Origin of the sequence: Brevundimonas diminuta 3F5N, assembly GCF_900163625.1 — a bacterium.
Taxonomy (GTDB): Bacteria; Pseudomonadota; Alphaproteobacteria; order Caulobacterales; family Caulobacteraceae; genus Brevundimonas; species Brevundimonas diminuta_A.
The window spans coordinates 1-22,699 of record NZ_FUIE01000046.1 but is presented as its reverse complement, the minus strand read 5'-3'; the positions used below and the strand labels follow the sequence as shown (position 1 = coordinate 22,699).

The window sequence follows — 22,699 nt, the reverse complement described above, 5'->3', positions numbered from 1 at the left end:
CCTGTTTACTAGAATTCACCCCTGATTCCGGCGTTGGTAGAGAATTTCAGGGTTTCTTGACCTTTGGCCGTCAGCTTCCACGTGCGGCGCTCGCGCGCGCCCGTTCTGATCCTCACGGAGGTCCCGCCATGCGCTCAGCTTCTCTTTTCGCCAGCCTGGCCGCGACGCTCGCCCTGGCCGCGCCCGCCGTGGCGCAGGAACGGCCGCTGGACGTGCAGATCGACCAGGCGACGCGCGTGCAGCTTCGCGCCCCGGCCGGATCGGTGATCGTGGCCAATCCGCGCATCGCCGACGTCACCGTCACCGACGCCCGCACCCTGTTCATCACCGGCAAGAGCTACGGCCTGACCGAGATCATCGCTGTCGACGCCCTAGGCCGCCCCCTGTTCCAACGTCAGGTGGCCGTCAGCCCCGGCGAGACCGGCTCCGTCCGCGTCTGGCGCGGCGGCGAGGTGGTCGAGGTCGCCTGCGGCGCCCGCTGCGCGCCCGCCGCCCGCCCGTCCACGGCGCCCTGACTCATGCAGCGGGGGCCAGGCCTGATGCATCGTCGGCGCCGCCGCGAAGGCTCCACCGCCGTGGAGTTCGCCCTCGTGGCCTTCCCCTTCTTCATGCTGCTGTTCGGCATACTGGAGATCGGCCTGCTGCTGCTGGTCGACGCCCTGGTTGAGACCGCGGTCTCCGACGCCGGACGCCAGGTCCGCACCGGCCTGGCTCAGGAACAGAAATTGGAGATCGAGGACATCAAGGAGCGCCTGTGCGCCAATATGAGCGTCTTCGCCGCCGACTGCCCCAGTCGCGCCTTCATCGACATCCGCGTGGTCGAGGGCTTCTCGACCCCGTCCGACGCCGACCCGCTGAAAACAGGCGTCTTCGATCCCAGCGTCCTGACCTACAAGCCGGGCGGCCCCGGCGACCGGGTGCTGGTGCGCGTCTGGTACGAACAGCCCATCGTCACCCCCTTCATCGCCCAGGCCGTGTCGCGCACCACCGATCGCCGCGTGATGCTGACCACCACCCTGGCCTTCCGCAACGAGCCCTATCAATGAGGCGCGCCGTGAAAGCCGGGCTTCTGAAGCGCCTGTTGCGGGATCGGCGCGGCGTCTCGGCGATCGAGTTCGCCCTGATCGCGCCGGTGATGATCACCATCTACTTCGGCCTGATCGAATTCTCCCAAGGCTATATGGCCGAGCGCCGCGCCAGCCACGTCGCCTCCATGGTCGCGGACCTGGTGGCCCAGTCCGGCGGCACCAACGTCCAGGATCTGGAGAGCACCTTCCAGATCGGCGACATGATCATGCGGCCTTTCTCCGCTGACACCCTGTCGATCCGCGTCTCGAGCGTCACCGTGGATGCGCGCGGCGTCGCCACGGTCGAATGGAGCCGCGCCAAGAGCGCCAAGGATCCCAAGGATCCCAAGGGCGCCGACATCATGCCCGCCCGCAAGCGAGGCGATCCCATCACCGACCTTCCGCCCGGCCTGATCACGGACGGCCAGACCGTGATCCTGGGCGAGACGAACTACGGCTATGTGTCCGCCTTCGGCCAGATGATACCGGGCGGCATCGCCTTTCAGCGGAACTACTATCTCAGGCCGCGGACGACGGATCGGATCGCCTGCACCGACTGCTAGCCGCGCCCGACCAGAGCCTCCTTCAATGCGCTGAACTTGGCCTCGGTCTCCAGCCGTTCGGCGCGGGGGTCGCTGTCGGCCACAATCCCCGCCCCCGCCAGGGCGCGCCAGACCCAGCCGTCCGCTCCGCGCTCGAACGCCGCCGTGCGGATCAGGACGGAAGCCGTCAGCCTCGCCTCCTCGCCCAGCCCCCAGCCGAACAGAGAGCCGCACCACGGCCCGCGCGGCGGCTCATGGCCCGCGATCACCTTCATGGCCTGATGCTTGGGCGCGCCGGTGATGGAGCCGGGCGGGAAGGCGGCCTCCATGACCTCGGCCGGACCGACGCCCTGCGCCGCCTGGGCGCTGACCGTCGAGACCAGGTGATGCACCGTCGGATGGCGCTCCAGTTCGAACAGGCGCTCGACCTGGACCGAACCGGGCCGCGCCGCCCGCGCCACGTCGTTGCGCATCAGATCGACGATCATCAGGTTCTCGGCCCGGTCCTTGGCGCTGGCGCATAGCTCCGCCGCAAGGGCCGCATCGCGCGCCGGGTCAGGGTCGCGCGCGCGGGTGCCCTTGATCGGCCGGGTCTCGATGCGGCCGCTGTCGCCGTCGAAGGTCAGGAACAGTTCCGGCGAGTTGGACACCAGCGCCCGCTCGCCCAGCCGCCAGAAAGCGCCGTAAGCCGCCCCTCGTCCCGCCGACAACCGCAGGAAGACCTCGAACGGGTCACGGCCCGATTTCAGTCGTCCGGTCCAGGCCCGCGCGATATTGGCCTGAAACAGCTCGCCCGCGCCGATACGGGCGACCACGTCGGCCACCGCCGCCTCATAGGCCGCGCCCGAACCCTCCTCGAGCGCATGATCGCACGGCGGCGAAGGCGCCTCGACCGAGGCCGCTGCATCCAACCAGTCCACGGCGCGCCGAGCCTCAAGCCGCGCCGCCTCGGCGTCGGCGCCGCGCCCGACCGCCCGCACCTGTCGTTCCTGATGGTCGAAGGCCAGCAGGGCCGGATAGCGGGCCAGCATCAAGTCGGGCCAACCGTCGCCGCGCTCGCCCGTCGCAGGACGCGCCCCAGCGTCATAACTCATCAACCCGACGACCCCGCCGCCTGCATAGGCGGGCTCACGCAGGCGCTGGAACAGCGCCCCATCATTCACGCGGCCGACGAACACCTGATCCGGCTCGCAGGCCACGAAGGACCAGCGCCCGCCATGCACCTGCGGATCGCCCGCCCCGGCCAGCAGGGCCAGGGCGCCCTCGCGACGGTTCAGCCCCGCCGCCGTCTCCAGAGGATCGCGCCAGGGGTGCGTCTCGACATGCTGAACAGGCAGACCGCTCATGGAGCCAATCGCGCCCGGATGCGGTCAACCAGCGGCGCATCCACGCCCAGCACGCGCTCCAGATAGGTGCCGACCGAGCCGCTGTGCGCGCGCATGGCGCCGAAGGCCTCGTCCAGATAGGCCGCCTCGACGCCCAGGAAGGCGACGACCGCCCCGTGCGACGCCGTGCGGCCGGTCATGGCCGTCAGCTTGCGCGCGACCTCTTCCGCCCGACCGTCCAGATCCACGGCCTGATTGGTCGCCAGATAGTCCGCCATCAGGTCGTCGTGGGCCACGCCCAGCAGGCTGTGAGTCAAGGCCGCCAGCAGGCCGGTCCGGTCCTTGCCCGCCGCGCAGTGGATCAGCACCGGCCCCTCGATCTCGGCCAACAGGCGGAAGTAGCGGCCGAACAGGTCGACATGGGCTGTTTCGAACGGCAGGCGGCGATAGGTCTCGGTCATGAAGGCGCGACCGGACGCCTCGGTCAGGTCGGCGGTCTTCAGAAAGGTCAGATGCGGCGCCTCGCCGCCGTCGTCATGGTCGCTTTCGATCAGCGTTCCAGCCCAGCCGACCGGGCGGCGCGACGGCTGGGCCCGCCGCTCGCTGGGACGGCGCAGGTCGACCACGGCCGCCAGCCCCAGCGCTTCCAGTCGCGCCACGTCCGCCTGCGTCGCCCGCGCCTGATGCGCCGCGCGATAGAGCCGGCCGCGCGCCAGCAGGCGATCGTCCACGGCGTAGCCGCCATAGTCACGAAAATTGTCGATGGCCTCGAACGGCGAAAGGCGGTCGCTCATGACCGCCTTTCTTAGACTGTTCGACGCCGCACGCCAGTCCGGCTAGCGCCCCGCCACCAGGGCCGACATGGCGTCCAGGTAGGCGAGGAAGGCGTCGCGTCCCGCCTCCGTCATGCCAGCTCGCGTCAGGGGCTTGCGGCCCTGAAAGCTCTTGGACACGGCGACGAAGCCCGCCTCCTCCAGCTTTCGCAAATGCACCGACAGATTGCCGTCCGTCGTCTGCAACCGCGCCTTCAGCTCGCCGAAGTCGGCGCTCTCCACGCTGGACAGATAGGCCATGATCCCCAGGCGCACCCGGCCGTGGATCACCTCGTCGATGCGGCCGATGTCGAAGGCGTCAGCCTCATCGGCCGCCGGTTCCGAAGCGGCCATGTCAGACCACCTCCGTCGGTTCCTGGCGCATCAGGATCAGGCCTGGGACGAGGGCGACGAGTAGCAGTAGGACCGCGTGCACCAGATAGATAGCCTGATCGCCGGCGAACCAGGCCAGGACCACCGCCCCCGCATAGGACGTCAAGGCGACCCCCATCATCCAGCGCGTTCGCGACATGAGGGCCGCGACCATCCAGGCCGACCCATAGGCGACCACCACGATCGTCGGCATGAGGTTCATCAGGAACCAGTCGCCGGTCTTGAAGCCGATCACCATCAAGGCAAGCCAGGTGACGAAGATGCCGAAACCGACCCCAGTCCACGCGGCGCCGACCGCTTGATTGCCCACAGAGCTATAGCCGGGCTTGGCCTTCATCCGGTTGAGTAAAAACATCAGGTCGAGAATGAAGATGATCGCCGCCACGACCCAGATCCAGAACTGCGCCCAAGGCGTGACGTCGATGAGTCCGGACACGACGGTCCATTGGGCGACACTGGCCAGCCCAAAGACGATGGCCGCCGCCACCATGATGGGGCCCGCCAGCAACGGCGCCTGCCGCCCTTCCTGGGCGAGGGCCTTCATATAGGCGATGTCGTCGTGAACAGATTGAACCTGGTCGCGTGTCATGGCGTCTCTCCCTGCCTGTTATGCAGAAGATGAGCCAAGAACTTTATGTTGTAAAGTTCTTTCTCAAAACCAAACACGTCGCCTCTCCCTCCCCTTCATGGGGAGGGTGGTCGCAGCGAAGCGAAGACCGGGTGGGGAGGGCCAGGTGATCCTGGGCGCAGCGCTCGATTTGCCTAGCCGCCCCCACCCGGCTTCGGCCTGGGGGCCTCAGCCACCCTCCCCATGAAGGGGAGGGAGAGGCGCCGCGTTCGCGCTCAAACAGCGAGCCGTCGCGCGGCGAGCGGTAGCGCCCTTACCGGAACGGCGGCTCATCGAAAGCGCGCAGCTTGCGCGAGTGCAGGCGGGTGCCTTCGGCGCGCAACAGGTCCACCGCCTGAATGCCGATCTGCAAATGCTCGGAGATCGAGCCTTCGTAGAAACGGTTGGCCTGGCCCGGCAGCTTGATCTCGCCGTGCAGCGGCTTGTCCGAGACGCACAGCAGCGTCCCGTAGGGCACGCGGAAGCGATAGCCCTGGGCCGCGATGGTGGCCGATTCCATGTCGATGGCGACGGCGCGGCTCTGGTTGAAGCGCAGGGCCGACTTGGAATAGCGCAGCTCCCAGTTGCGGTCGTCGGTGGTGACGACCGTGCCGGTGCGCAGACGCTTCTTCACCTCTTCGCCCGGCGCGCCCGAGACCAGCTTGGTCGCGTCATAGAGGGCGCGCTGCACCTCGGCGATGTTGGGGATGGGGATGTCGGCCGGCAGGACCGCGTCCAGCACATGGTCGTCGCGCAGATAGGCGTGGGCCAGAACGTAGTCGCCGATGGTCTGGCTGCCGCGCAGGCCGCCGCAGTGGCCGATCATCATCCAGGCGTGCGGTCGGGTGACGGCCAGGTGGTCGCAGATCGTCTTGGCGTTCGACGGCCCGACGCCGATGTTGACCAGGGTGATGCCCTGACCGTCCGGCCGCGTCAGGTGATAGGCCGGCATCTGATGACGGCGCCAGGCCGCATCCATGATGGCGACTTCCGGGTTCGGCGTGGCGCGGTCGATGACCACGCCGCCAGCGCAGGACAGGGTCTCATAGGGGCTGTCGGCATCGGCCAGCTGGGCGCAGGCCCAGCGCACGAACTCGTCGACGTAGCGGTGATAGTTGGTGAACAGCACATAGGACTGCACGTCCTCGACCGGAGTGCCGGTGTAGTGCCGCAGCCGCGCCAGCGAGAAGTCGGTGCGCAGGCCGTCGAACTGGGCCAGCGGGAAGTCCTCGCCCGGCTCGAACAGGCCGTCCGAGATCTCGTCGCCGATGTGCGCTAGGTCCGTGGTCGGGAACCAGCGGGCGATGGCGGCGGTCATGGTGCTGTCCAGCACCACGCCGGAACCATCCAGCACATAGGGGAAGGGGATTTCCTGCTCCGACGGCTCGACCGTGATCCGGGCGCCGTATTCGTCGGACAGCAGCGTCAGCTGCTCCAGCAGATAGGCCCGGTACAGGTCAGGGCGGGTGACGGTGGTCGTATAGACGCCAGGACGCGACAGGCGGCCGAAGGCGCGCGTCTCGAGATCCTGCGGGCGGTCGCCGAACCAGCTGATGGTCAGTCGGGGATAGGCGAACAGGCCGGAGGCCCGCGCTTCGGGATCAGCGCGCTCGCCGGTCTCGAGGAAGCGCTTCACTGCATTGCGCAGGTTGGCGACGGATTGATTGTAGAGGGTTTCGAGGCGGTCCAGCGCCGCCTGGGGGGTCATCTTGTCTGTCATGGCTTCCTCTAGCGGAAATCCGTGACCTTGGCGAGACGGGGGAAACACGCCGACATGACAGTTGACCAGGAAAGCCGGCGCGCGCTTTCTCGTGCGGCTGGAGGATTCCCCATGGTTCGACGCCTTTCCGCCCTCGCCGCCGCGGCCGCCATGCTGGCCGTCGCTTTCGCTTCGGCGCCCGCCTCAGCCGAGGTGAAATCGGCCGAGGCGCATGGCTTCGAGGTCGGCGGGACGCTGAGCCTGAACGCGCCGCCCGCACGGGTCTGGGCGCTGCTGACCGCGCCCGACGCCTGGTGGAGCCGCGACCATCGCTGGTTCAAGGATTCCGCCCTGTCGCTAGACCTCGCGCCCGGCGGCTGCTGGTGCGAGCAGGCGGCGGACGGACGCGTCTCGCGCCATCTGGAGACGGTGCTGGTCGAGCCGGGATCGAAACTGGTGCTGCAGGGCGGCCTCGGCCCGCTGCAGGGTCAGGGCGCAGCGGGCGGCCTGACGTTCAGCCTGAAACCCGAGGGCGAAGGGACGACCCTGACCTGGGCCTATGTCGTCGGCGGCTACGCCAGCGGCGGGCTGGCGGCCTGGGCCGCCCCGGTCGATGGAGTGCTGTCAGCCCAGTTGGCCAATCTCAAGACGCGGGCCGAGGCGGGCGACTGACGCCTCAGCCCAGCGCCTTGCGCAGGAAAGCGACCGCCCCCGCCATGTCGCTCGCCCCTCCGCGCCAGATCGGCGCCACGCCCAGACCTTCGCCATAGGCGGACGGGTCGGTGAAGGTCGCGTCCGGCCGTTGCGGCGCGCCCAGGGCCGCCGCCGCGCGCACCGCGCCGGGGGCGCACGCCGCCGCCAGATAGCGCCGGTCCAGCGCCAGCATCAGGGCTGCACGGCCGCCCTCGCCCTGGCCCAGCACGCCGATGCGCCCCGCGTCGCCGCCCAGATCATCCGCCCGCCGCGCCGCCCAGGCGACCGCCGCCGCCGCATCGGCGATGTAGGCTGGATAGGCGCTGTCGGGCGCCGCCCGTCGGTCGGCCATGACCACGACGAAGCCCCGCTCGGCCAGATCGCGCGCCGAACGCTTGTCCGCCGCATCCGGCGCGCGGTCGGGCAGCAGGATCAGGATCGGCAAGCCTTCCGCCCGCGCCGGGCGATAAAGACGCAGGCTCTGACGTGGGTCGGCGCCATAGGCCGCGCGCGCCGAACGCCAGCCGGGTGGCCCCAGCAACGCGGGCGGCGTCACGCCTTCGCCGATCAACGGCGCACAGGCCGCCGTCGCCACGGTCGCCAGCAGCGGCGCCAGAAGCCCTCGTCTCGTCATTCCGCCTCCCCGAAAGCCGAAGGGCGCGGCCCTGTCGAACCGCGCCCCGAAGTCAGGCCGAGCCTTACTTGGCCAGGTGCTTATCCAGCCAGCCGAACACCTCATTGTGCCATTGCAGGCTGTTGGCCGGCTTCAGCACCCAGTGGTTCTCGTCCGGGAAGAAGACGAAGCGGCTCTCGATCCCGCGCCGTTGCAGGGCGGTGAAGGTCGACAGGCTCTGCGAGGTCGGGATGCGGAAGTCGAGGTCGCCCTGGACCACCAGCATCGGGTCGCGCCAGTTCTGCACGTGGTTGGCCGGGTTGAACTTCTGATAGCCCTCCGGGTTTTCCCACGGCGTGCCGCCGTATTCCCACTCGGTGAACCACAGCTCCTCGGTGCCGTAGCCCATGCCGAAGGTGTCGAAGACGCCGTCGTGGTTGACCAGGCATTTGAACTCGCCCGGCCAGTTGCCGGCGATCCAGTTGATCATATAGCCGCCGTAGGAGGCGCCGAGCGCGCAGGCGTTGTTCCCGTCGAGGAAGTCATACTTCGACTGGGCGAAGGCCCAGCCCTTCTGCAGGTCTTCCAGCGGGCGGTCGCCCCAGTGCTGGCTGATGGCGTCGGTGAATTCCTGGCCGTAGCCGGTCGAGCCGTGGAAATCGATCATCACCACCGCATAGCCCGCGCCCGCATAGGTCTCGGGGTTCCAGCGGTAGGACCAGCCGTTGCCGAACGAGCCCTGCGGCCCGCCGTGGATCAGGAAGGCGACCGGATACTTCTGACCCTCGACATAGTTGGCGGGCTTGATGACGTAGCCGTGGACCGTCTCGTCGTTCCAGCCGGGGAAGCTGAACTGCTCGGCCTCGCCGAAGGCCTTGGTCGCCAGCTGCGGGTTCACGTTCGTCAGGCGGCGCGGCATTTCGCGGCCGCGATACGTCTTGAAGAACAGGTCGCTGGGCGAGGTCAGGGTGTCGACCGCCATGACGAAGCCCGAGGACGTCTGCTGGAAGGCGCCGACGTGACCTTCGCCCGTCAGCGGCGTCACCACGCCGTTGCGCGCGTCGATGGCGAACAGGCGGGTCTGACCGACGTCGCCCGCCGTGGTGTAGAGGGTGTTGCCGTCCTTCGACCATTGCAGCGTATCGGCCGAGCGGTCCCAGTTGGCCGCGATCTGGCGGGTCTGGCCGGTGGCGACGTCGCGCAGGAAGATCGAATATTTGTCCGCCTCGAAGCCCGGACGGGCCATGGCGCGGTAGGCCAGGGTCTGACCGTCCGGCGAGAAGACCGGGCCGGTGTCCCAGGCTGGGTTGGCCTCGGTCAGATTGGTCAGTTGGCCGGGCGCCGAGACGGCGACGCTGTAGAGGTCGAAATTGGTGCTCCACGGCTCGCTGTTCCCCGCCTTGCGCGCCGAGAAGACCAGAGACTGGCCATCGGGGGCGAAGGTAAACTCGCTCTCGTCGCCGAACGGCTTGGAGGGGGTGTCGCCGTCGAAGCCCTTGGTCACCCAGACCGGCTCGCCGCCCGCCGTGCCGTCCGCGCCGATCGACTGGACGAACAGGTGGTTCTGGGTGTGGTCGTTCCACGTGTCCCAGTGACGCACGAACATGCGGTCATAGACCTGGCCGGTCGACTTGCGTTCGGCCTCGGTCTTGCCGCGCGCGACCGAGGCGCTCAGGTCCGCCGCATCGGGATAGACGGCCAGGGACACGGCCACCGCATCGCCCGCTGCGTTGATGCGATAGGCGTTGACGTCGGTCGGCAGGGCCGTGACCTGCGTCGCCGTCGCGCCCTTGTCGGCCGAGACCCAGACCTGGCTCGACCCCGAGCGGCCCGACAGGAAATACAGCTTGCCGTCGGCGCCCCAGCGGGCGGTGTTGGCGCCGCCTTCGGAAATCGCCAGCTTCTGCGGCTGGGCCTCGCCCTTCAGGCCCAGGATGTAGAGGGCGCTGGACCGCTTGTTGGCCGCCACGTCCGTCTGGGTCAGCGCATAGACCACCCACTCGCCGTCCGGCGACACCTGCGGATCGCCCAGCCGGTTGGCCGAGATCATGTCCTGATAGGTGAACGCGTTCGAAGCCTGCGTCGTAGCTGTCGCCGCAGCCGGAGCAACGAGCGCTCCCTCGGCCAGGGCCGGCAAGGCCGTGGCGGTCAGCAGGGCGGCGGCGCTGAGGCCGGACAGAAGATGGGGCAGGCGGCGCATTCAGGCGCTCCTCATGCGGATTTCAATCAGGCCAAAGGCCTAACACCGCCGCGCGCCGCCAGCAAAGTCTCCTGTTCAGGTCGCTGTTTACTGGCCTTCCTTCGTCCAGTCGGCCGTCCAGTCCAGGATCTCCTGCTGCCACTCGACCCAGGTCTGGGGCTTCAAGACCCAGTGGTTCTCGTCCGGCACATGGACGAAGCGGCTGGGGATGTTCAGCCGTTGCAGGGCCGAGAAGGTCGCCAGCCCCTGCTCCATCGGCACGCGGAAGTCCTTGGAGCCGTGCAGCACCAGCATCGGCTTCTTCCAGTCGCCCGCATAGGTCTCGGGGTTGTGCACGTCATAGACGGCCTTGCGGTCCCAGGTCGCGCCGCCGAACTCATGGATGAAGGTCGAGATGTCCATGGCGTTCATCAGCTGGGGCACGTCGAACACCCCGGCGTGGTTGACCAGACAGCGCCACGGCTCGTTCCACTGGCCCGCGATCATATTGACCATATAGCCGCCGTAGGAGGCGCCGAGCGCGCAGGCCCGCTCCCCGTCGATCCACGGATTGGCCGACAGCGCCGCCTGCCAGCCCTTCTGCAGATCCTCCAGCGGACGGTCGCCCCAGTGGTCGTTGATGGCGTCGGTGAAGGCCTGGCCATAACCCGGCGAGCCATGGAAGTTGACCATCACCACTGCATAGCCCGCCGCCGTATAGACCTGCGGGTTCCAGCGGTAGGACCAGCTTTCGGTCCAAGGCGACTTGGGCCCGCCGTGAATCAGATAGACGGCCGGGTATTTGCGGCCCTCGACGTAGCCCGCAGGCTTGAACACCCAGCCGTGCGCCGTCTCATTGTTCCAGCCGGGGAAGCGGATTTCCTCCGGGCGCGGCAGGTCGATGCGGGCCAGCAGCTCGGCGTTGTGCTGGGTCGCCTGGCGCGCGGCCTGGCCGTTCCGGGCGATGAAGACCTGCGTCGGAGCCGTGAAGCTCTCATGGGCGTAGGCCAGGACGCCGCCGACCTCGTCGAAGTCGCCGACCGAGCCGATGTCGGTCAGGGCCTTCACCGCGCCGCTGCGGGCGTCGATCTCGAACAGGCGGTTCTGGCCTTCGTCGGCGGCCGTCACATAGAGCGCCCGTCCGTCCGAGCGCCAGGTCAGGCCGCTGGGGCCGCGGTCCCAGTTGGTCAGGGCGCGGGCGTTCGCGCCGTTCGCATCGGCCACCATGACCACCGGCTGATCGCCGCCGACGTTCTCGCGCGGGGCGGCCAGCCAGGCCAGGCGGCGTCCGTCTGGCGACAGGGCGGGCGCCCCGTCCGGCCCCGAGTGACCCTCGGTCAGATTGACCGGGACGCCGCCGTCCACGCTCAGGCGATACAGGTCGCTGTCGTTGGTGAAGGCGGCGCGGTCGGCCTGCTTGCGCGCGGCATAGACGAAGGTGCGCCCGTCGCGCGCGATCGTCAGACCGCCCTCGCCGACGCTGACGTCCCCGTCCAGACCGGCGGCCAGGTCGCGCGGCGGCCCCTCAGCGAAGCCCGAGCCGTTCAGCGGCTGCAGGAAGATGTGGCTCTGACGCCCGTCGGCCCAGCGGTCGAACACCCGCAGCGGCATCCGGTCATAGGCCTGCTGGTTCGACTTGGCCCGCTCGGCCAGGCGGTCGCGGGTGCACTCCAGGGTCTCGCAGTCCGTATAGACCGACACGCCCAGCACCAGGGCCTTGCCGTCCGGCGTGAAACGGAAGCCCGACAGGGACACCGGCAGGGTGGTCGCCTGGGCCGCCGCCATGCCGTCGCGGTCCGCGCGCCACACCTGGTTCGATCCGCCGCGCGACGACAGGAAGTAGATCGACTGTCCGTCCGGCGCCCAGCGCGCGCTCGAAACGCCGCCGTCGGAGATCGGCAGGCGACGCGGGGGCGACGCGCCATCGACATCGACCATCCACAAACCGGTCTGGTTCTTGTTGCCGTTCCAGTCCGTCGTGGTCACGGCGTAGATGACGCGGCGCCCGTCAGGCGAGACGCGCGGATCGCCGACCCGCTCCATCGTCGCCAGATCCTTCAGGCCAAGACGATCAGAAGCCTCGGCCTGAGCCGGCGCAACAGCCGCGGCCGGCGCGGCCTGGGCCAAAGTCGCTTGAGCCAGAACCGGCGTCGCCGCCAGGCCCCCCGCCAGCAGCAGCATCTGGACGGCCGCAGCCGTCATCCAATGTGATCGGGTCATTACGCTACACTCCCCCAAAGAATGGTCAGGCTTCCTGCATAGGCGGCGATCCGGTCCTAGCCAAGCTGGATGGCGCTTGCCCGACGCCGCCGCCTCGGCGACAAGCAGACGATGAGTCCGGCTCCCCACATCGTCGACGTGCTGATCGCCGAGCGCGCGCCCCGGCTGACGGGATCGGCCGCCTGGCCCCTGGCGCGGCCCGCCCTCTACGGCCTGCTCGACTACACCAAGGCGCGGCGCATGGCCGACGCCATCGGCCCCATGGCCGGACGCCAGGCGCTCGACTACGTCTCCGAGCTGCTGGAGCTGACGGTGCGGACGGCGCATCTGGACCGCCTGCCCGCCTCGGGCCGCTGTCTGGTGGTGTGCAACCATCCGACCGGCATCGCCGACGGCCTGGCCGTGCACGACGCCCTGCGGACGGTGCGGAACGACCTGATCTACTTCGCCAACGCTGATGCGCTGCGCGTCTCGCCGCGCCTGTCGGAAACCGTCGTCCCCGTCGAATGGGTCACAGCCAAGCGCACGCGCGAGAAGACCCGCGCCACGCTTCAGGCCGCCAAGGAGGCCTTCGAGGCCGAACGCTGCGTCGTCATGTTCCCGGCCGGGCGCCTGGCCCGCGTCGGCCCGAACGGCCTGCTGACCGACCCCGAATGGGCCGCCACCGCCGCCTCCCTGGCCCGCAAATATGAGGCGCCGGTGATCCCGGTCCACGTCGCCGGTCCGAGCAGCCGCCTGTTCCACCTGTTCGACAAGGTGTCGCAGGAGTTGCGCGACATCACCCTCTTCCACGAGTTGCTGAACAAGAAGGGCCGCGCCTTCGAACTGATCGTCGGCCGTCCCATCCCGCCGCTGGCCCTGGACGTCGACGCCCAGGCCGCCACCCTGAAACTGAAAACCTTCGTCGAGCGGACCCTGGCCGCCGATCCTGACGCGACCTTCGCCTGATGATTTTCGACCTTCCCGACGCCGACGCCACCACCCGCCTCGGCGAAGCGATCGCCCCCCTGCTGGCGCCGGGCGAAGCCGTCCTGCTCTACGGCCCGCTGGGCATGGGCAAGTCGACGCTGGCGCGCGGCCTGATCCGCGCCCTGACGCGCCCCGACGAGGACGTGCCCTCGCCGACCTTCACCCTGGTCCAGTTCTACGAGAGCGATCCGGCGATCGCCCATTTCGACCTCTATCGCCTCAGCCGTCCCGAAGAAGCCTTTGAGATCGGTCTGGACGAGGCGCTGGACGAGGGTTGCGCCCTGATCGAATGGCCCGAGCGTCTGGGCGACGACCCCGGTCAAATGCTCGGCCCCGACCGGCTGACGATCGAAATCTCGGAACCCGCCCCTCAAGCAGCCGCCCTCCGCGAGGGCGGCGATAGGGGCCTCTCTGGAAGAGTTGCGACCGCAACTGGCGTAGGGTCGTGGGAAGCGAAACTGAAGGAACTCCATGTCTGACCGCGAAGCCCTCCGTCTCGATTTTCTGCGCTCAGCCGGTCTGGCCGAGGCCGTCCGCGCGCCCCTGCCCGGCGACGCCTCGACGCGGCGTTATGAGCGCCTGACGACGCCCTCGGGCGCCTCCCTGATGCTGATGGACCAGGCCCCCGCCGCCGAGAGCCAGCCCTGCGATCCGTCATGGACGCCGGAACAGCGCCACGCCCAAGGCTGGAACGCCGTCGCCCGCCTGTCCGCCGGACGCATCGAGGCCTTCGCCGCCGTCGCCGCCCATCTGAAGTCGCTGGGCCTGTCCGCGCCTGAGATCGTCGCCGTCGACGCTCCGAACGGTCTGGCCGTGATCGAGGATTTCGGCGACGCCCTGTTCGCCCGCGTCATCGAGGACGGCGCCGATCCCGCCCCCCTCTATCGCGCCGCCGTCGAGGCCCTGGCCGTCCTGCACGCCGCCCCGACGCCCGATGTCCTGAGCGGCCCGGCGGGCGACTGGCCCCTGCTGACCTATGACCAGACGGCGCTGCAAGGCGGCGCCGACCTGTTCGTCGAATGGCTGCCCAAGCTGATCCCATCGTTGGCCTTCGATGAAGCCGCCGTCGCCGAATGGCGCGCAGCCTGGGCCCCGATCACGGCGGCGGGCGAGGCGGGCGCCTCCGTCATGGCTCACCGCGACTATCACGCCGAGAACCTGATCCGGCTGGACGGCAAGACCGGCGCCGCCTCGGTCGGGATGATCGACTTCCAGGACGCGGTGAAGGCCCATCCGTCATGGGATCTGCACTCCCTGCTGCAGGACGCCCGCCGCGACGTGGCGCCCGAGCTGGAGGCCTTGGCGCTCGACCACTATTTCGCCCTGCGCCCCGAGATCGACCGCGAGGCCTTCATGGCGTCCTACGCCGGCCTGGCGGCGCTGAACGAAGCGCGCATCCTGGGGATCTTCGCTCGCCTGATCGCCCGCGACGGCAAGCCCCGCTACGCCGCCTTCATGCCGCGCATGTGGGCGCACCTGAACGCCAATCTGAAGGCGCCGGGTCTCGAAGCCGTCGCCGCCTGGATGGACCGCCACGCGCCGGAGGATGTGCGTCGATGAGGACCGTCCGCCGCTTCCTTCTCCCCTCGGGGGAGAAGGTGGGCCGCGCAGCGGCTCGGATGAGGGGGCGGGTTCCGCCGGTCTCGCCTTTGCCGTCTGAACGCGCGCGCGTCGCCGCCCGCCCCCTCATCCGTCATGCTCCGCATGACACCTTCTCCCTCCAGGGGAGAAGGGCTGGAGTCGTTTTATGACCGCCCCCACAACCGCCATGGTTCTCGCCGCTGGGCTCGGCACGCGGATGCGTCCCCTGACCAACGACCGGCCCAAGGCCCTGGTCGAGGTCGGCGGCAAGGCGCTGATCGACCACGTTCTCGATCGACTGGCCGAGGCGGGCGTGACCGACGCCGTGGTCAACGTCCACTGGTTCGCCGATCGTCTGGAAAGCCATCTGGCCAGCCGTGCGCGCCCGACGATCCGCATCTCCGACGAGCGCGCCGAACTGCTGGAGACCGGCGGGGGCCTGAAGAAGGCCCACCCTCTTCTGGGCGATGATCCCGTCTTTGTCGCCAATATCGACAGCGTATGGGTCGACCGGGCCAAGACACCGGGAGGGGCCCTCGGCGACCTCATCCGTCTGTGGGATCCCGCGCGCATGGACGCCGCCCTGCTGCTGGCTCGGCGCGAAGGCTCCATCGGCTTCGAGGGCGGCGGCGACTTCTTCCTCGCCGATGACGGCGCCCTGACCTTCCGGGGCGAGGCGGCCAGCGCGCCTTACGCCTATATGGGCGTCCACATCACCCGGCCCGATTACGCCGACCACGGCCCCGACGGCCCCTTCTCGCTCAGCCCCCTGTGGCGCGCCTCGGCCGCCGAGGGGCGTCTGTTCGGCTGCGTGCTGGACGGCGACTGGATGCACGTCGGCGACCCGCAGGCGCGCAACGAGGCCGAGGCGCGGCTGAAGGCCGAAGCCTGATGTCGACGGGGGGCCGCTTCGATCCGTTCGCCGAAAGCGGGCCGCGCTGGCGCGCCGTGCCCGCCTGGCGCCCCTTCCTCGAAGACCTGGCGGCGGGGGTGCTGGACTGGCTGGGCGACGCCCCGCCCGAGACCCTGACCGACGCCACCATCCTGCTGCCCAACCGCCGCGCCGCCCGCGCCTTCTCCTTCGCGCTGGGCAAGTTGGCGGGCGAGCGCCCCGTCCTGCTGCCTCAGGTCCGCCCGCTCGGCGATCTGGAAGAGGGCGAACCGCCCTTCGCCCCCGGCGAACTGGGTCTGGACCTGCCGCCCGCCATCGCCTCCCTGACGCGCCGCTTCGAGATGGCGCGGATGATCGCCGAGGACTTCGAGCCGGGGATGAAGCCCCTACGCGCGCTCGAAATGGCCGATGCGCTCGGCGCCTTCCTCGACTCCTGCCAACTGGAAGAAGTTTCCGACCTGTCGCGCGTCGCCACCCTGGCGGAACAGGATCTGGCCGAGCACTGGCGCGAGAGCGCCCGCTTCCTCGGCCTCGCCGTCGAGGCCTGGCCCAAGCGGCTGGAGGCGCTCGGCCTGGTCGATCCGGCCTGGCGCCGCGCGACCCTGCTGCGCCGTCTGGCCGAGGCGTGGGACGCCCGCCCGCCGCAGGCCCCCGTCATCGCCGCCGGTTCGACCGGCACCGTCCCCGCAGCCGCCGATGTGCTGAAGGCCGTTGCGAAAGCGCCGCAGGGCGTGGTCGTCCTGCCCGGCCTCGACCTCGATCTGGCCGCCGACGCCTGGGACCGCATCGACGACCAGCACCCGCAGGCTGCGCTGAAAGCCCTGTTGACCCGCGCCGAAGTCGCGCGCGAGACCGTCCAGCCCTGGTTCCAACCTGCGCTCGAGCCTTCCGTCGAAGCGCGCGGCCTGGCCCGCCAGCGCCTGATCAACGAAGCCCTGCGCCCCGCAGACGCCACCGACGACTGGCGCCGCGAGATCAAACGTCTTCGCGCCCGCTCGGCCGAGGCGGGCCGCGCCGCCGACCCCATCGCCGAGGGCCTGTCGGGCCTGACCGTCCTGTCCGTCCGCGCCGAGGAGGAGGCGGCCAGCGCCGTCGCCCTGATGATGCGCGAGAGCTTGGAGCAGCGCGGTCCCGACGGCCGTCCGATCACCTGCGCCCTGGTGACGCCGGATCTGCAACTGTCGCGCCGGGTTGAGGCGCGGCTGGCGCGCTGGGGCATCGTCGCCGACTCCTCCACCGGCCAGCCCCTGTCACGCATGACGGCGGGCGTGCTGGTCGACCTCGGCGCCCGTTTCCTGGCCGAGCCTCTGAAACCGCAAACCCTGCTGGCCCTGCTGAAGCACCCGCTGGTCCGCCTCGATCTGGGCGAGACGTCGCTCACCGACGCCGCCGAGGCGCTGGAGGAGCACGCCCTGCGCGGCCCCCGCCCGCGCCGCTGGTCCCAACTGCGCGAGAAACTGCTGAAGGCGGGCGAACCCCGGCGCGGCGGCCTGCCGTTGACCGACTGGAAGCTGGCCCGGCTGAAGGGCGCGCAGACCCTTACTGAGCGGCTGGAGGCGCTGGCGACCGCTCGCCCCTGTCCGCCGGATGAGGCCGCCCGCACCCTGACCGCCCTGATCGAAGCCCTGGCGGGTCAGAACGCCTGGGCCGGACCGGACGGCGAGGCGGCGGCCGCCCTGCTCTCGGCCCTGATCGAGGGCGGCGGCCCGCTGGGCCAGACCACGCCCGCCGAGTTCGCCGACCTGATCGCCGCCTTGCTGGCCGAGACCACGGTGCGGACCGGCGGCGCCACCCATCCGTCCTTGCGCATCCTCGGCGCCATCGAAGCCCGTCTGGCGCGGGCCGACCGCATGATCCTGGCCGGGCTGGAGGAAGGCGTCTGGCCCAACGCCGCCCCGGTCGATCCCTTCCTGTCGCGGCCGATGCGCGCCGCCCTGCCCCTGCCCGCGCCCGAGCGGCGCCTGGGTCAGACCGCGCAGGACTTCGTTCAGGCCGCCTGCGCTGACGAGGCGATCCTTGTCCACTGCGAGCGGCGCGGCGGCCAGCCCGCCGTGCGCTCGCGCTGGCTGTGGCGGCTAGAGATGCTGACGCGCGGCGCCGATGCACCCGACACCCCGGTCAGGCTTACCGCCCCCGAAGGCGTGGCCGACTGGACCGAGGCGCTGGACGCCCCGCCGCCCGGCCCAGCCCGGCTGGCCCCGCGCCCAGCGCCCACGCCCCCGGTCGAACGCCGCCCGCGCAGCCTTTACGTCACCGGGGTCGAGCGCTGGGTCCGCGACCCCTACGCCCTCTACGCCCGCCGCATCCTGAACCTTGAGCCGATGGAGCGCCCCGGCGCCTCGGCCGAGGCGCTCGCGCGCGGCAACGCCGTGCACAAGGCCATCGAGCGCCTGACCGAGGACTGGCCCGACCTTCTGCCCGACGATCTCGACACGGTGATCGAACGCCTGTTGCTGGAGGAGCTGACCGCCCACGGCTTCGAGGACGCCGCCATGGCCCGCGAGGCGCCGCTGGCCCGGAACGCCGCCCGCTGGCTGGCCGGGTTCGAGACCAAGCGTCGCGCGCGCGGCGTAACCCTGATGATCGAACAACAGGGCGCATTGGCGTTCGACGCGCCCGGCGGCCCTTTCACCGTCAAGGCCTATGCTGACCGCATCGAGGTCGGCGCCCTGTCGGCCGCCGTCATGGACTTCAAAACCGGCCAGGTTCCCACCGCCAAACAGATCAAGGCGGGCTTCGCGCCTCAGCTGACCCTGACCGGCGCCATTCTCGCCGCTGGCGGCTTCAAGGCGACGAACGGTCCCGTCCCGCCCGAAGAGCTGACCTACGTCCGCGTCGTCGGCCGCAAGAAGGCGGGCGAGGTCGCCGTGCGCGCGGCCGGGCCGGAAGCGCAAGTCCTGTCCGACGCCGCCCTGCAAGGCCTGATGGCCCGCGTCGCCGACTTCGACAGACCGGAGACGCCCTACCTCTCGTGGGCCGCGCCCCACCTGATGGGCAGCTACAGCCCCTACAACCTGCTGGCCCGCGTCTGGGAATGGCACGTCATCGGCGGCGGCGAAGAAGGAGAGGCGGAATGAACGCCCTCAACCCCCAAAGCCTTAATCCCCAAACCCGGGCCGCCGACCCGGCCCGCTCGGTCTTCGTCACCGCCAACGCCGGATCGGGCAAGACCACCACCCTGGTCAGCCGGGTGGCGCGCCTGCTGCTGGGCGGCGCCGCGCCTTCGGCCATCCTGTGCGTGACCTACACCAAGGCCGCCGCCGCCGAGATGCAGGCCCGCCTGTTCGAGACCCTTGGCAAATGGGCCGTCATGGACGACGGCGAACTGGCGGCCGAACTGGCCAAGCTGGACGACAGCGACCCCGCCGCCCTCAACCCCGCCCGCTTGTCCGAGGCGCGTCGCCTGTTCGCCCGCGCCCTGGAGACGCCCGGCGGGCTGAAGATCCAGACCATCCACGCCTTCTGCGAAAAGCTGCTGCGTCGCTTTCCCATTGAGGCGGGGGTGTCGCCGCGCTTCACTGTGCTGGAGAATGAGGCGGCGATCGCCCTGTCTCACGCCGCGCGCGACGATCTGGCCCGCGCCGCCCTCGCCGACGCCGATGGGCCGATCGGCGAGGCCTACAGCCATTTCGCGGTCGAGTTGGACTGGGGCCGCTTCCAGGATCTGCTGGCCCTGATCGAGAACAAGCGCGCCGAACTGACCGACTATGTCGCCCGCGTCGCCGACGGCCGCGCGCCCGGCCCCTACGTCCTGACCGGCGCCGACCCGCAAAAGGCGCCCGAGGACATCGAGGCCGACTTCCTGCGCTGGCTGGACCGGGGCGAGGTCCGCCACATGGCCGAGCTGATGGCCACGGGCTCCAAGACCGACAAGGACCGGGCCTCGGAACTGATCCACGCCCTCGACCACGACTGGAGCTTCCACGGTCTCGGCGTCGTCTTCCTGACCGGCTCCGGCTCGCCTCGCAAGTCGATGGCGACCAAGCAGGCGCCGCCCGACGCCACAGGCTGGCTGACCGACCTTCAGGACAAGTTCCTGGCCGCGCGCGACCAGCTGCGCGCCGCCAAGGTCGCCGACGACACCATCAAGCTGCTGACCCTGGCCAACGCCCACGCCGCCCTCTACGAGGCGGCCAAGACGGCCCACGGCGCGCTGGACTTCTCGGATCTGGTGGCGCGCACGGTCGAACTGCTGACCGTCCGCTCGACCGCCGCCTGGGTGCTGTACAAGCTGGACGGCGGCGTCGATCACGTCCTGATCGACGAGGCCCAGGACACCGCCCCCGAACAGTGGGCCATCATGCGCGCCCTGACCGGCGAGTTCTTCACCGTCCCCGATACCGACCGCACCGTCTTCGCTGTCGGCGACGAGAAGCAGTCGATCTATTCCTTCCAGGGAGCCCGGCCCGAGCGGCTGAGGCAGGAAGCACAGGTCTATGACAGCCTTATCAAAGGGGCGGGCGGTGAGTTTGAAGGCGTCGAACTGGCCACCTCCTATCGTTCGACCGAAGCCGTCCTCAGCTTCGTCGACGCGGTCTTCGCCACGCCGGAACGGACCTGCGCCCTGGTTGGCGAAGACGTCGCGGGCTTCCCGCCTCATATCGCCGCCCGCACCGGCCAGCCCGGCGCTGTCGACCTGTGGCCCCTGTTCGTGGACGAGGCCCCGCCCGAGCGCGACGCCTGGACCGACCCCGTCGATCAGGAAGGAACCGCCAGCGCCCGCAAGCGCATGGCCCAGACGCTAGCGCTCGAGATCAAACGTCAGGTCGAAACCGGCGCTGTCGTCTTCGACAAGGGCGGCGCCGCGCGTCCCTGCGGCTATGGCGACTTCCTGATCCTGGTCCGCCGCCGTGACGCGACGTTCGAGGAGATCATCCGCGCCCTGAAGGCGGCGGGAGCGCCGGTGGCGGGCGCCGACCGGCTGAAGCTGTCGCAGCACATCGTCTTCGACGACCTGAAGGCCCTGGCCCGTTTCGCCCTCTTCCCCGGCGACGACCTGACCCTGGCCGAGGTGCTGCGCGGCCCCTTCTGCGACGTGGACGAGGACAGCCTGTTCGACCTGGCGGGCCGCGAGAAGCGCGACGGCCTGTGGCGCGAACTGAAGCGCCGCGCGGGCGAACGGCCCGAGTGGGGTCGGGCGCTGGACCTGCTGCGCGCGGCGCGCGACGCCCGCGACCTCGATCCCTTCGGCTTCTTCTCCCGCCTGCTGAACCGGGTGGACGCAACCGGCCAATCAGGTCGCGCCCGCATCCTGACCCGTCTGGGGCGCGAGGCCGAGGAAGCCGTCGACGAGACCCTCAATCAGGTGCTGGCCGCCGAGGGGCGCGGCGGGACCGATCTGGAGACCTGCCTCGCCCTGCTGGAAGCCGCCGACGTCGAGGTGAAGCGCGAACTGGAAGGCCCGCGCGGCGAGGTCCGCGTCATGACCGTCCACGGCGCCAAGGGGCTGGAGGCGCCGGTCGTCATCCTGCCCGACACGACGATGAAGGCGAAGGCGCAGGGGCCGTCCCTGATGCCCGTCCCGCTGGAAGACGGCGCCGAAGCCTGGCTGATGTGCCCCGGTTCGTCGAAGGAGGACTGCCCCGCCTCGGCCGACGCCCGCGCGGCGCGTGAGGCGCGGGTCGGCGATGAATCCCTGCGCCTGCTCTACGTCGCCCTGACCCGTGCGCGGGACCGGGTGATCGTCATGGGGCGCGGCTCCAAACGCGCGCCCGAGGCCGGGGACTGGTGGTCGGTGATCGAAGAGACCTTCAACCGGCTGGGCGATCAGGTGCGTGAACTGGACGGCGGCGTCCGTCGCTACGGCGCCGATCCCGACAGTCTGCCCGCCGCCGTCGCCGCCGCAGAGATGCGCGCGGAGGCCCCCGGCTGGGCCCGGACCAACCCGCCGCGTGACGCGGCCGCCCGCTTCGCCTCGCCCTCGCAGATGCAGGAGCAGAAACGCATCCCCGCGCCGTCGCCGCTGGCGCGCGGCGAAGGCCCCGGCGCGGGTCTGGGCCGCTTCCGGCGCGGCGACCTGATCCACCGCCTGCTGGAGCGCCTGCCCGACCTACCGTCGCCCGACCGTCCCGACGCCGCCCGCCGGATGCTGGCGCGCGAACGCGACCTGACCGAGGACCAGCGCGCCGAAATGATCGCCGCCGCCTTCGGCGTGCTGGACGACGCCCGTTTCGCCCCCGTCTTCGGCCCCGGCAGCCGCCCCGAGGTCGCCCTGACCGGGACCGCGCCCGGCCTGCCCAGCGGCGTGTCGATCTCGGGCCGCATCGACCGGCTGGTGGTCACGCCAGAGCGGGTGCTGGTGGTCGACTTCAAATCCAACCGTCCCGCTCCCGATCACGTCGAGGACGCCGATCCGGCCTATGTGCTGCAGATGGCGATCTACGCCGCCGTCCTGCGCCGCCTCTATCCCGAGCGGACGGTCGAGGCGGCCCTGGTCTGGACCGACGGGCCGAAGCTGATGGCGGTCCCGCAAAGCCTGATGGACGCCGCTCTCGAAAATGCGCGTTGATTTGTCGAGGATTCGCACCCACATCTGTGGCCGAACGTCGGACCTTCCGACGCGCAATCTATTCAGCGCTCAAACAGCGAGGCCCCGCGGGCCGAGCGGTAGCGCCCTAAAGGAGAGCCATTCATGGCGACTGTGAAAGTCACCGACGACAGCTTCGACGCCGACGTCCTGAAATCCTCGACCCCCGTCCTGGTGGACTTCTGGGCCGAGTGGTGCGGCCCCTGCAAACAGATCGGCCCGGCGCTGGAGCAGATCGCCGACGAGCTGGCCGGCAAGGTCACCGTCGCCAAGGTCAACATCGACGACAGCCCCATGGTCCCGTCCAAGATGGGCGTGAAGGGCATCCCGACCCTGATGCTGTTCAAGGACGGCCAGATGACCTCGATGAAGGTCGGCGCCATGCCCAAGGGCAAGATCGTCGAATGGCTGGCCGAAGCCGGCGTCAAGGCGGACTAATACCCGCACGACTTTTTCCCTCCCCGTCCCGGGGAGGGTGGTTGAGGCCGTCAGGCCGAAACCGGGTGGGGGCGGCGCCGCTGACGGGGCGCCGCCTTTTCTTTTTGCAAACGCCCTCCCCCTCGATGGGGGAGGGTTGGGTG

At 70.0% G+C, this 22,699-nt stretch carries 19 protein-coding genes; 11 read left to right on the top strand and 8 right to left on the bottom strand.

Annotated elements, in window-relative coordinates; all coding sequences use genetic code 11:
- The first annotated feature begins 128 nt into the window (after positions 1 to 128).
- The 3 genes from FM111_RS08985 to FM111_RS08975 are packed head-to-tail and all read left to right on the top strand — an operon-like array spanning position 129 to position 1,630.
- The gene (locus tag FM111_RS08985; protein WP_087140624.1) at positions 129 to 515 is read left to right on the top strand and encodes a pilus assembly protein N-terminal domain-containing protein; all 387 of its coding nucleotides are present in this window, start codon (positions 129 to 131) and stop codon (positions 513 to 515) included.
- 24 nt (positions 516 to 539) lie between these two features.
- On the top strand, positions 540 to 1,046 hold the full coding sequence (locus FM111_RS08980) for a TadE/TadG family type IV pilus assembly protein (RefSeq protein ID WP_256968168.1): 507 nt from the start codon (positions 540 to 542) through the stop codon (positions 1,044 to 1,046).
- Between the two features lie 8 nt (positions 1,047 to 1,054).
- Complete coding sequence (locus FM111_RS08975) at positions 1,055 to 1,630, top strand: TadE/TadG family type IV pilus assembly protein (RefSeq protein ID WP_256968167.1); 576 nt, start codon at positions 1,055 to 1,057, stop codon at positions 1,628 to 1,630.
- Here FM111_RS08975 and FM111_RS08970 read toward each other — a convergent pair.
- The 5 genes from FM111_RS08970 to FM111_RS08950 all read right to left on the bottom strand — a co-directional run bounded on the left by FM111_RS08970 (position 1,627) and on the right by FM111_RS08950 (position 6,466).
- Positions 1,627 to 2,955: an anthranilate synthase component I family protein gene (locus FM111_RS08970; RefSeq protein WP_143276078.1), complete on the bottom strand. Its 1,329-nt coding sequence runs from the start codon at positions 2,953 to 2,955 to the stop codon at positions 1,627 to 1,629. The two genes, FM111_RS08975 and FM111_RS08970, sit on opposite strands and share 4 nt — an antisense overlap.
- Complete coding sequence (locus FM111_RS08965) at positions 2,952 to 3,728, bottom strand: tyrosine-protein phosphatase (protein WP_087140621.1); 777 nt, start codon at positions 3,726 to 3,728, stop codon at positions 2,952 to 2,954. The genes FM111_RS08970 and FM111_RS08965 overlap by 4 nt, the downstream gene beginning before the upstream one ends.
- A gap of 42 nt (positions 3,729 to 3,770) precedes the next feature.
- Positions 3,771 to 4,100 (bottom strand): winged helix-turn-helix domain-containing protein, encoded by a 330-nt coding sequence (locus FM111_RS08960; RefSeq protein WP_087140620.1) that lies wholly within the window; start codon positions 4,098 to 4,100, stop codon positions 3,771 to 3,773.
- A gap of 1 nt (position 4,101) precedes the next feature.
- Entirely contained in the window at positions 4,102 to 4,728 is a 627-nt protein-coding gene (locus FM111_RS08955; protein WP_087140619.1) for a hypothetical protein, read from the bottom strand.
- 292 nt (positions 4,729 to 5,020) lie between these two features.
- Entirely contained in the window at positions 5,021 to 6,466 is a 1,446-nt protein-coding gene (locus FM111_RS08950; RefSeq protein WP_087140618.1) for an AMP nucleosidase, read from the bottom strand.
- Between the two features lie 111 nt (positions 6,467 to 6,577).
- On the opposite strand from FM111_RS08950, the gene FM111_RS08945 reads away from it, so the two are divergent.
- Positions 6,578 to 7,117 (top strand): SRPBCC family protein, encoded by a 540-nt coding sequence (locus tag FM111_RS08945; protein WP_218779191.1) that lies wholly within the window; start codon positions 6,578 to 6,580, stop codon positions 7,115 to 7,117.
- A 4-nt stretch (positions 7,118 to 7,121) separates the two neighbouring features.
- On the opposite strand, the gene FM111_RS08940 is transcribed toward FM111_RS08945, so the two are convergent.
- From FM111_RS08940 to FM111_RS08930, 3 genes are all read right to left on the bottom strand, one after another.
- A complete protein-coding gene (locus FM111_RS08940) occupies positions 7,122 to 7,772 on the bottom strand; it encodes an alpha/beta hydrolase fold domain-containing protein (protein ID WP_179205065.1) in 651 nt (216 codons plus the stop codon).
- A 64-nt stretch (positions 7,773 to 7,836) separates the two neighbouring features.
- Positions 7,837 to 9,951, bottom strand: coding sequence for a S9 family peptidase (locus FM111_RS08935; RefSeq protein ID WP_087140615.1), 2,115 nt, complete (start codon positions 9,949 to 9,951; stop codon positions 7,837 to 7,839).
- Between the two features lie 87 nt (positions 9,952 to 10,038).
- The gene (locus tag FM111_RS08930; protein ID WP_087140614.1) at positions 10,039 to 12,150 is read right to left on the bottom strand and encodes a dipeptidyl-peptidase 5; all 2,112 of its coding nucleotides are present in this window, start codon (positions 12,148 to 12,150) and stop codon (positions 10,039 to 10,041) included.
- A 69-nt stretch (positions 12,151 to 12,219) separates the two neighbouring features.
- On the opposite strand from FM111_RS08930, the gene FM111_RS08925 reads away from it, so the two are divergent.
- From FM111_RS08925 to trxA, 7 genes are all read left to right on the top strand, one after another.
- Entirely contained in the window at positions 12,220 to 13,098 is an 879-nt protein-coding gene (locus FM111_RS08925) for a GNAT family N-acetyltransferase (RefSeq protein ID WP_087140613.1), read from the top strand.
- On the top strand, positions 13,095 to 13,598 hold the full coding sequence (gene tsaE / locus FM111_RS08920; protein ID WP_373407969.1) for a tRNA (adenosine(37)-N6)-threonylcarbamoyltransferase complex ATPase subunit type 1 TsaE: 504 nt from the start codon (positions 13,095 to 13,097) through the stop codon (positions 13,596 to 13,598). The genes FM111_RS08925 and tsaE overlap by 4 nt, the downstream gene beginning before the upstream one ends.
- Complete coding sequence (gene amgK, locus FM111_RS08915) at positions 13,591 to 14,679, top strand: N-acetylmuramate/N-acetylglucosamine kinase AmgK (RefSeq protein WP_087140611.1); 1,089 nt, start codon at positions 13,591 to 13,593, stop codon at positions 14,677 to 14,679. The genes tsaE and amgK overlap by 8 nt, the downstream gene beginning before the upstream one ends.
- Positions 14,680 to 14,866: 187 nt before the next feature.
- Positions 14,867 to 15,592, top strand: coding sequence for an N-acetylmuramate alpha-1-phosphate uridylyltransferase MurU (gene murU, locus FM111_RS08910; protein WP_179205064.1), 726 nt, complete (start codon positions 14,867 to 14,869; stop codon positions 15,590 to 15,592).
- A complete protein-coding gene (addB, locus tag FM111_RS08905; protein WP_087140610.1) occupies positions 15,592 to 18,669 on the top strand; it encodes a double-strand break repair protein AddB in 3,078 nt (1,025 codons plus the stop codon). Before murU ends, addB begins: the two co-directional genes overlap by 1 nt.
- A complete protein-coding gene (gene addA, locus FM111_RS08900) occupies positions 18,666 to 22,100 on the top strand; it encodes a double-strand break repair helicase AddA (RefSeq protein ID WP_087140609.1) in 3,435 nt (1,144 codons plus the stop codon). Before addB ends, addA begins: the two co-directional genes overlap by 4 nt.
- 123 nt (positions 22,101 to 22,223) lie before the next feature.
- A complete protein-coding gene (trxA, locus tag FM111_RS08895; RefSeq protein WP_003168818.1) occupies positions 22,224 to 22,556 on the top strand; it encodes a thioredoxin in 333 nt (110 codons plus the stop codon).
- Positions 22,557 to 22,699: the final 143 nt, after the last annotated feature.